The organism is Bergeriella denitrificans NBRC 102155 (assembly GCF_001592185.1).
In the GTDB taxonomy this organism is placed as follows: domain Bacteria; phylum Pseudomonadota; class Gammaproteobacteria; order Burkholderiales; family Neisseriaceae; genus Neisseria; species Neisseria denitrificans.
Map to the genome: position 1 here is coordinate 1 of NZ_BCWL01000078.1, position 8,779 is coordinate 8,779.

Below are 8,779 nucleotides of genomic sequence, written 5' to 3' on the forward strand. Positions count from 1 at the left end.
CCATTTTCATTTTAAATGACTATACAATCTGAAAGTGCTTTATCCATGAATATCATCGGTTCCACAAAAGCCGTCTGAAAAATATCGTTTTTCAGACGGCCTGTCACAAAGGCGGCTAAACCTGCCAATCCACGGCCTGCATGCCGTGTTCCGCCAAATAGGCATTGGCCTGCGAAAAGTGGCGGCAGCCGAAGAAGCCGCGGTAGGCGGAAAGCGGCGAGGGGTGCGGGGCGGTGAGCACGAGGTGGCGGCTGCGGTCGATAAATGCGCCTTTTTTCTGGGCGTGGCTGCCCCAGAGCATGAAAACGATGTGTTCGCGGTGGCGGTTGAGGCGGTCGATGACGCAATCGGTAAACTGCTCCCAGCCGAGCGGGGCGTGGGAGTGCGCCTGCCCGGCGCGCACGGTTAATACGGTGTTCAGCAGCAGCACGCCTTGTTCGGCCCAGCTTTGCAGGCAGCCGTGGTCGGGAATGCGGAAGCCGGGGATGTCTTGAGCCAGCTCTTTGTAGATATTGGCCAGCGAGGGCGGAACGGCGATGCCGGGGCGCACGGAAAACGCTAAGCCGTGTGCCTGATTGGGGCCGTGGTAGGGGTCTTGCCCGAGAATGACGATTTTGACGCGGTCGAATTCGGTGGCTTTGAAGGCGTTGAATACGTCGGCGGCGGGCGGGTAAACGGTTTGCCCGCTTTCGCGCTCGGCTTTGACGCTTTGAAGAATGTGTTGGAAATAGGGCTGCTCTTTCTCCGGCCCGACGGCTTCATGCCAAGTATTCATGCGCGTGCTCCTGTGTGTTTTCAGACGGCATTATATCGTTATTTAAAATAGGCATGATACGGCAAAAAAGCCGTCTGAAAAATGCGACTCGGGCTTTTTCAGACGGCTTTTGGGTATCCAAACTTGGGGCAAATCGGATTTATTTGATAATCCGCACGCTTTTAATCACAACGGGGGTAACGGGTACATTTTGGTGGAAGCCGCGGCTGGCGGTTTTGCTTTTGCCGATGCGGTTGACCACGTCCATGCCTGATGTGACTTTACCGAATACGGCATAGCCGTAGCCTTGTGCGCTTTTGTCTTTAAAGTTGAGAAAGTCGTTGTCGGCGGTATTGATGAAAAACTGGCTGGTGGCGGAATTCGGATTGCCGGTGCGCGCCATAGCGATGGTACCGGCGGTGTTTTTCAGGCCGTTGTCGGCTTCGTTGCTGATGGCTTTGCCGGTCGGCTTTTGGGTCATATCGGCCGTGTAGCCGCCGCCCTGAATCATAAAGCCGTCGATGACGCGGTGGAAAACGGTGTTGTCGTAAAAGCCTTTTCGGGCGTAATCGGTAAAGTTGGCTACGGTTTTCGGCGCTTTGGCTTCGTCCAGCAGCAGCTCGATTTTGCCCATATTGGTGTCGATAACGGCCTTGGTTTGCGCCGAAGCATTCAGCGCGGCGGTGAGCATCAGGGCGGAGAGTGTGGTTTTAAGCAGCGTATTCATGAGGTTGGGATATTATGGTGTTGAACAAAAACAGGCGGAAGGCATCAGGCAAACCAGCTGACGGCCCACATAAGCAGCAGGGTTAAGACGATGGTCAGCGCGCAGCCGATTTTGGCTACAGTGCCGATAATGAAGCCGATAAACGTGCCGATGCTGACTTTGCCGGCCTGCAGCATATCCTTACGGGCCACAAATTCACCGGCCGCCGCGCCAATCATCGGGCCGAACAGCAGCCCGGGCAGCGAGAAAAACGCGCCGCCGATGCCGCCGATAAACGCGCCCCATACGGCGGGCTTACTCGCGCCGGTGTATTTGGCGCCGAGCATTCCGGCCACATAATCCATGGCCGTGCCGATGGCGGCCACCACGCCCAAAAATACGAGCGTGCTGCTGCCGAAAATCTGATAATCACCCGCGTAGCCCAGCAGCCACGCCCCGGCAAACATCAGTCCCAAGCCGGGAATGGCGGGGTAAATCGTACCGAGCAGGCCGGCGAGCAGGGCGATAATTCCGAGAATAATGAGAACGGCGGTCATGGTGTTCCTTATATTTTTTATATGAAATGCGGTATTTTTCAGACGGCCCGGCAGCAGGCCGTCTGAAAACGGGACTGCGGTCGGTCGGATATGGGAAGCGGTATCCTGAAACGCGCCGCGCGGCATAATCTGCTGCGGCAAACGGCGTTTCACGGCAGTGCGTATTATTGCGGTAATTACCGATTCTGCAAGCGCGGTTTGTGCAAAAAAATAAAAATCCGGGTAAACACCCGGATAATCGGCCGCACGCCGCACGTAGCAGGGTAGGCAAACGCAGGGGCAGAGCGCATGGCGCGTTGCCCGAATATACCGCAATGCCGTTACGCGCCGCAGCCGCCTTTCGGCTTGCTGGCCAGAATATTGATGACTTTGCGATCCGGCTTGGTATCGATGGAAATGGCCGAGCCGTCGTCTTCGCTGCCGTCTGAAAAACGTTCAGGTATGGTTTCGCTGTCAAACGCCAAATCGCCGCCGTGTTTCAGATTTTGCCCGCGCTCCAAGCCGGCAAAGTCGAATAATTCGGTATCCGCCAGATGCGAGGGCACGACGTTTCGCAGCGCGGAAAACATAGATTCAATGCGCCCCGGAAAACGCTTGTCCCAATCGCGCAGCATGTCGCCGATGACCTGGCGTTGCAGATTGGGCTGCGAGCCGCACAGGTTGCACGGGATAATCGGGAATTGCTTCAATTCGGCATATCTGACCAAATCTTTTTCTTTCACATACGCCAGCGGACGGATGACGATGTGTTCGCCGTTGTCGGATACCAGTTTCGGCGGCATGGCTTTGAGTTTGCCGCCGTAAAACATATTCAAAAACATCGTCGCCAAAATGTCGTCGCGGTGGTGACCCAGCGCGATTTTGGTGCAACCCAACTCTTTGGCGGTACGGTACAAAATCCCTCGGCGCAGGCGGCTGCACAGCGAGCAGGTGGTTTTGCCTTCTTCGAGCACGCGCTTCACGGTCGAATAAGTGTCTTCTTCCACGATTTTATAATCCACGCCGATGCTGTCGAGATATTCCGGCAAAACATGCTCGGGAAAACCCGGCTGCTTCTGGTCGAGATTGACCGCCACCAGCGAAAAATCAATCGGCGCGCTGGCTTGGAGCTGGCGCAGAATATCGAGCAGCGCATAGCTGTCTTTACCGCCGGAAAGACACACCATAATCTTATCGCCCGGCTCAATCATATTGAAATCGTTAATCGCATCGCCGACCGCATGACGCAGACGCTTACTGAGCTTGTTGTTTTCTAATTCTTGCTTGGTTTTTTTAGACATAATCGCTGAAAAGAGGCTCGGGAACAAAGGCGGTATTCTACCTGAAAACGGCGGGGTTTATCAGCATAATAGTCAGTTGGTTTTGTAGCCGGGTAGAAAGCTTAGGGAGAGTGGGTCAGATGTTTGAATGTTGAGGCGCTTAGAAAACAAAGCCATGTCGTTTGGGGCTTGCCTCCATAGCAGAAAAAAGCGTTTTATGCTAAAATCAGCACAATTTTTTGCTATTCGGAAACACCACAATCATGACCGACGCAACTGTCCGAAACGACCACAAATTCGCACTCGAAACCCTGCCCGTCAGCCTTGAAGACGAAATGCGCAAATCCTATCTGGATTATGCGATGAGCGTAATCGTCGGCCGCGCGCTGCCCGATGTGCGCGATGGCCTTAAACCCGTGCACCGCCGTGTGCTGTATGCCATGCACGAGCTGAAAAACAACTGGAATTCAGCCTATAAAAAATCCGCCCGTATCGTCGGCGATGTAATCGGTAAATACCACCCTCACGGCGACTCCGCCGTTTACGATACCATCGTGCGCATGGCGCAGGATTTCTCCATGCGCTATATGCTGGTCGACGGCCAAGGCAACTTCGGTTCGGTCGACGGCGACGGCGCGGCGGCCATGCGTTACACCGAAATCCGGATGGCGAAAATCGCCCATGAAATGCTGGCCGACATCGAGGAGGAAACCGTCAATTTCGGCCCGAACTACGACGGCAGCGAGCACGAGCCGCTGGTGTTGCCGACCCGTTTCCCCGCTTTGCTGATTAACGGTTCGTCGGGTATCGCCGTAGGCATGGCAACCAACATCCCGCCGCACAACCTGACCGACACCGTCAATGCCTGCCTGCAGCTTTTGGACGAGCCGGATACCGACATCGATGTGCTGATTGATACCATCAAAGCGCCCGATTTTCCTACCGGTGCCACCATTTACGGGATGAGCGGCGTGCGCGAAGGCTACAAAACCGGCCGCGGCCGCGTGGTCATGCGCGGCAAAACCCATATCGAGCTCATCGGTAAAAACGGCGAACGCGAAGCCATCGTCATCGATGAAATTCCCTATCAGGTAAACAAAGCCAAGCTGGTGGAGAAAATCGGCGAATTAGTGCGGGAAAAAGTGCTGGAAGGCATTGCCGACTTGCGCGACGAATCCGATAAATCGGGCATGCGCGTGGTCATCGAGCTCAAGCGCAACGAAAACGCCGAAGTGGTGCTGAACCAGCTCTACAAAATGACCCAGCTGCAAGACAGCTTCGGTATCAACATGGTGGCGCTGGTTGACGGACAGCCGCGCCTGCTGAACCTGAAACAGATTTTGAGCGAGTTTTTACGCCACCGCCGCGAAGTCGTTACCCGCCGCACCTTGTTCCGCCTGAAAAAAGCGCGGCACGAAGGCCATATTGCCGAAGGTAAAGCAGTTGCCTTGTCGAATATCGACGAGATGATTCGGCTGATTAAAGAATCCGCCGATGCACCGGAAGCCAAGGAAAAACTGTTGGCCCGTCCGTGGCAGTCCGGCTTGGTAGGCGAAATGCTCTCGCGCACCGATTTGGATATGCAGATGGCGCGCCCCGAAGGTCTGCCGCAAGGCTTGGGCTTGCAAGGCAGCGGTTATTTCCTGAGCGAAATCCAAGCCGATGCGATTTTGCGCATGAGCCTGCGTAACCTGACCGGCCTAGACCAAGACACCATCGTCAACGACTACAAAACCATCATGGCGCAGATTATTGATTTCTTGGATATTCTCGCCAAACCCGAGCGCATTACCACCATCATCCGCGAAGAATTGGAAGAAACCAAAAGCGCGTTCGGCGATGAGCGCCGCAGCGAAATCAACCCCTTCGGCGGCGATATTGCCGACGAAGACCTGATTCCGCAGCGCGAAATGGTGGTTACGCTGACACACGGCGGCTACATCAAAACCCAGCCGACCACCGACTACCAGGCGCAACGCCGCGGCGGACGCGGTAAACAAGCCGCCGCCACCAAAGACGAAGATTTCATCGAAACCCTGTTTGTGGCCAATACCCACGACTATCTGATGTGTTTCACCAACTTCGGCAAGTGCCATTGGATTAAAGTTTACAAATTGCCTGAAGGCGGCAGAAACTCCCGCGGCCGCCCGATTAACAACGTCATCCAGCTCGAAGAAGGTGAAAAAGTCAGCGCGATTTTAGCGGTGCGCGAGTTCCCGGAAGACCAATACGTCTTCTTCGCCACCGCGCAAGGCATGGTGAAAAAAGTACAGCTTTCCGCCTTTAAAAACGTGCGCGCGCAAGGCATTAAAGCCATCGCGCTCAAAGAAGGCGACTATTTGGTCGGCGCGGCGCAAACCGGCGGCGCGGACGACATTATGCTGTTCTCCAACCTTGGAAAAGCCATCCGCTTTAACGAATACTGGGAAAAATCCGGCAATGATGAAGCCGATGATGCGGAAATCGAAAATGATGAAGAACTTTCAGACGGCCTGTCTGAAAACGAAGATGATGGCAACGAAGCCGCCGTTATCAGCGGCAAGCACGGCGTGCGTCCGAGCGGGCGCGGCAGCGGCGGCCTGCGCGGCATGAGACTGCCCGCCGACGGCCGCATCGTCAGCCTGATTACCTTTGCGCCCGAATGCGAACAGGGCGAACTGCAAGTGCTCACCGCCACCGCCAACGGCTACGGCAAGCGCACTCCGATTGCGGATTACAGCCGTAAAAACAAAGGCGGCCAAGGCAATATCGCCATCAATACCGGCGAGCGCAACGGCGATTTGGTTGCGGCCACATTGGTAAGCGAAAGCGACGATTTGATGCTGATTACCAGCGGCGGCGTATTAATCCGCACCAAAGTCGAACAAATCCGCGAAACCGGCCGCGCCGCCGCAGGTGTGCGTCTGATTAATCTGGACGAAGGCGAAACGCTGGTCAGCTTGGAGCGGGTGGCGGAAGAGCCGGAAGGCGAAACCGGTTTGGAGGACGCACCGGAAAACGAAGCAACTTCTGAAGTTGAGACTGGAGCAGCGGAAGAATAAGGTTGTGTGCTATCGTATGGCAGCGAAAAGCCGTCTGAAAATCCATGCTGATTTTCAGACGGCTTTTTATATGCGTACTGAGCGACTGACATAGCTGCCTGCTGCGCGGGATTGCTACCCCGCCGCTTTACTAAAAGATAAAATGGTTGGATTGGCCAGTTTATCCCTTCTTTGAGTAAGCAGCGGGGCGGATGCCTACGCGTTTCGGTTTTTAAAAATCCGGCTACCCCAGCATCTGCGTGAAAGCATAAATCAGGCTGCCGATATAGTTGCCGATGATATAGCCGATGGTGCCGATAATCAGAATCGGGCCGACCAGGGTCTTCCAGCCCTGGCTGATGGCAAGAGCCGCTGCGGTGGTAGGGCCGCCGATATTGGCGTTACAGGCCAAGACGATTTCTTCCAGTTTGAAGCGGAAGATTTTGCCGACCAGCAGGGTGAGCAGCAGGTTGGTTACGGCGACAATCAGGGTGAATACAAACAGCAAAGGCGCATTTTCGATAATCATCGGGATGGAGGCGGGGATGCCGATAACGACGAAAAACAGGTAAATGCAGTATGTACCCAATTCTTGGCTGCCGTTGGTCAGATGCTTTTTCTTGCCGAACAGCAGCGTGGCGGCAAAGGTCAGCGTGGTCAGCAGCAGGTATTTATCGGTCAGCAGGCCGATTAACATATCCAGTAGGATATTGTCGCTCGTGCCCAAAATGCCTTTCAGGTATTTCGACAGGCTGAAGGAAACGGCCACCAGTAAAATGGATGCGCCCAGCGACAGCGCAATGTTTTGCAGGGAAATCGGCTTGGCGGTCCAGTAATCGGCAGCCGATGCTTCCTGATGGTTTTGGTGCTCGGGCAGGGTGCGCCAGATGCGCTTGGCAGCGGCGGAGCCGGCCAGGGCAATCAGAATCAGGAAGTAAACGGCCATCATCAGATTATCGGCTACAATGGTGGAAGCCGTCATGCTCTGGCTGGGGTTGAGCTTGGCGGTCATCGCGGCAAAGTTGACGCCGCCGCCGGTATAGGATGCGGCAATCATGCCGGAAATTTTATCCAGCTCAGGAATGCGGTCTTTCAAAAGCAGGAATGCGGCAATCACACCCGCTACCGTCGCGGCCGAGCTGAGCAGGAAAAGCAGCAGCAGGCGGCTACTTTCTTTCATGACGGCACGCAAGTCCAGCTGGAACAGCAATAAAGGAATTGCCAGAGGCACGATATAGCCCCAAACGGCATCGTAAGCCGGCGCATTCAGAGGAATGATGCCCAAGTTGGAAAAGAAAATGGCAATCAGCAGGGCGATGACGGCGCCGGGAATTTTTCGGAACATCCGGAAATTCTGTTCCAAATAAATGGCCGCTGCCGCAGCGAGCATGACAAATGCCCATAAAACCAGAGTGTTGTCGGGTGAGATGAGGGACATGGGTTTCTCCTTTGTCGGCGTGGTTTGTTTTATCGTTATTTAGAAGCATGATGCGGCGTTGCGGCGCCTTGTCTCATTCTTCTTTCCAATGACTATAGTCGGTGAAATTCAATTTTGCTACAAGGCGGCGAGCCGAAGACAGTACACATAGTACGACAAGGCGAGCCAACGCCGTAGAAGGATTTAAGTTCGACGACTATATTGTTGTGACCATGCCGTATAGGGCATGGGTTTGGCGGGTATAAAATGCCCAGTTTTGATTGCCGTAATCAAAATGCCACCATTCGGTCGGGATATTGCTGAACCCGGCCTGCCGCATGATGTGCACCAGCATTCTGCGGTAATCTTGCGCCGGGCTGTGCGGCAGGGCTTCCAGCGCGGCCGAGTGGGATTTTCGGCTCGGTTCGTCAAAAGCCGTACCCATATCCAGCGCCAGCCCGGTTTCGGTGTCGAACAGCGTCAAATCTACCGAACCGCCCGTGCTGTGCGGCGGCGGCATGGCGCGGTTGTGGGGATTGGCAACAAATTGGTCGAGCGTAGCGGCGATTTCGGTTTCCGAAAATTCGGGATGGCGCTGCATGATTTTGCGGCGGAAATCATCGCGCAAAGCTTCCTGCACCGCCACCGGCCGCCAGCCGTCGAGCACTTCCATGCCGTATCGCGCGGGCAAAAGCTCAAGCGCCTGCATCAGCCGCGCAATCACGCTTTCCCGCAGCAGAATATGGTTCACCGCACCGGGTATGCCGTCTGAAAAATAAGCCGGACGCAGCCGCAGCCGCTCATGCGGCTCAAGCTCGGCCAGAGGCTCGCCGTTTTCCTGAATGGGAATGGCGGCCAAGTCGTCCCAATTGAGTTCGGGCGCAGAAGTCAGGGCAGGATAGCGCATGATTTTGTTTGAGATTGAATAAGTTATCATGAATATAATTTAAACGGAAAACGGGTGTCAAGCAGGATTAGAGTATTTGCTTGATTAAAATGGGTTGGTAAAGTCAAGGAAATGGGGCAGAGGCCGTCTGAAAAACCGTATTTTCAGACGGCCTTTTCC

Annotated in this window: 7 protein-coding genes; 1 reads left to right on the forward strand and 6 read right to left on the reverse strand. The window is 54.8% G+C overall.

The genetic code is table 11. The features are described from left to right. Nucleotides 1-115: 115 nt before the first annotated feature. From ung to ttcA, 4 genes are all read right to left on the reverse strand, one after another. A complete protein-coding gene (gene ung, locus BDE01S_RS05730) occupies nt 116-775 on the reverse strand; it encodes a uracil-DNA glycosylase (RefSeq protein ID WP_066078530.1) in 660 nt (219 codons plus the stop codon). A 139-nt stretch (nt 776-914) separates the two neighbouring features. Beyond that, nucleotides 915-1,481 (reverse strand): peptidylprolyl isomerase, encoded by a 567-nt coding sequence (locus BDE01S_RS05735; protein ID WP_066078533.1) that lies wholly within the window; start codon nt 1,479-1,481, stop codon nt 915-917. A 44-nt stretch (nt 1,482-1,525) separates the two neighbouring features. Further along, nucleotides 1,526-2,017, reverse strand: a complete 492-nt coding sequence (locus BDE01S_RS05740) for a DUF456 domain-containing protein (RefSeq protein ID WP_066078548.1) — start codon at nt 2,015-2,017, stop codon at nt 1,526-1,528. A 320-nt stretch (nt 2,018-2,337) separates the two neighbouring features. Further along, the gene (ttcA, locus tag BDE01S_RS05745; protein ID WP_066078536.1) at nt 2,338-3,297 is read right to left on the reverse strand and encodes a tRNA 2-thiocytidine(32) synthetase TtcA; all 960 of its coding nucleotides are present in this window, start codon (nt 3,295-3,297) and stop codon (nt 2,338-2,340) included. A 242-nt stretch (nt 3,298-3,539) separates the two neighbouring features. Between ttcA and gyrA the strand changes: the two genes are divergently transcribed. Next, a complete protein-coding gene (gene gyrA / locus BDE01S_RS05750; protein WP_066078539.1) occupies nt 3,540-6,317 on the forward strand; it encodes a DNA gyrase subunit A in 2,778 nt (925 codons plus the stop codon). 223 nt (nt 6,318-6,540) lie between these two features. On the opposite strand, the gene BDE01S_RS05755 is transcribed toward gyrA, so the two are convergent. Beyond that, the gene (locus BDE01S_RS05755) at nt 6,541-7,734 is read right to left on the reverse strand and encodes a DUF819 family protein (RefSeq protein WP_066078542.1); all 1,194 of its coding nucleotides are present in this window, start codon (nt 7,732-7,734) and stop codon (nt 6,541-6,543) included. Between the two features lie 196 nt (nt 7,735-7,930). Next, entirely contained in the window at nt 7,931-8,620 is a 690-nt protein-coding gene (locus BDE01S_RS05760) for a M15 family metallopeptidase (RefSeq protein ID WP_066078545.1), read from the reverse strand. Nucleotides 8,621-8,779 lie beyond the last annotated feature (159 nt).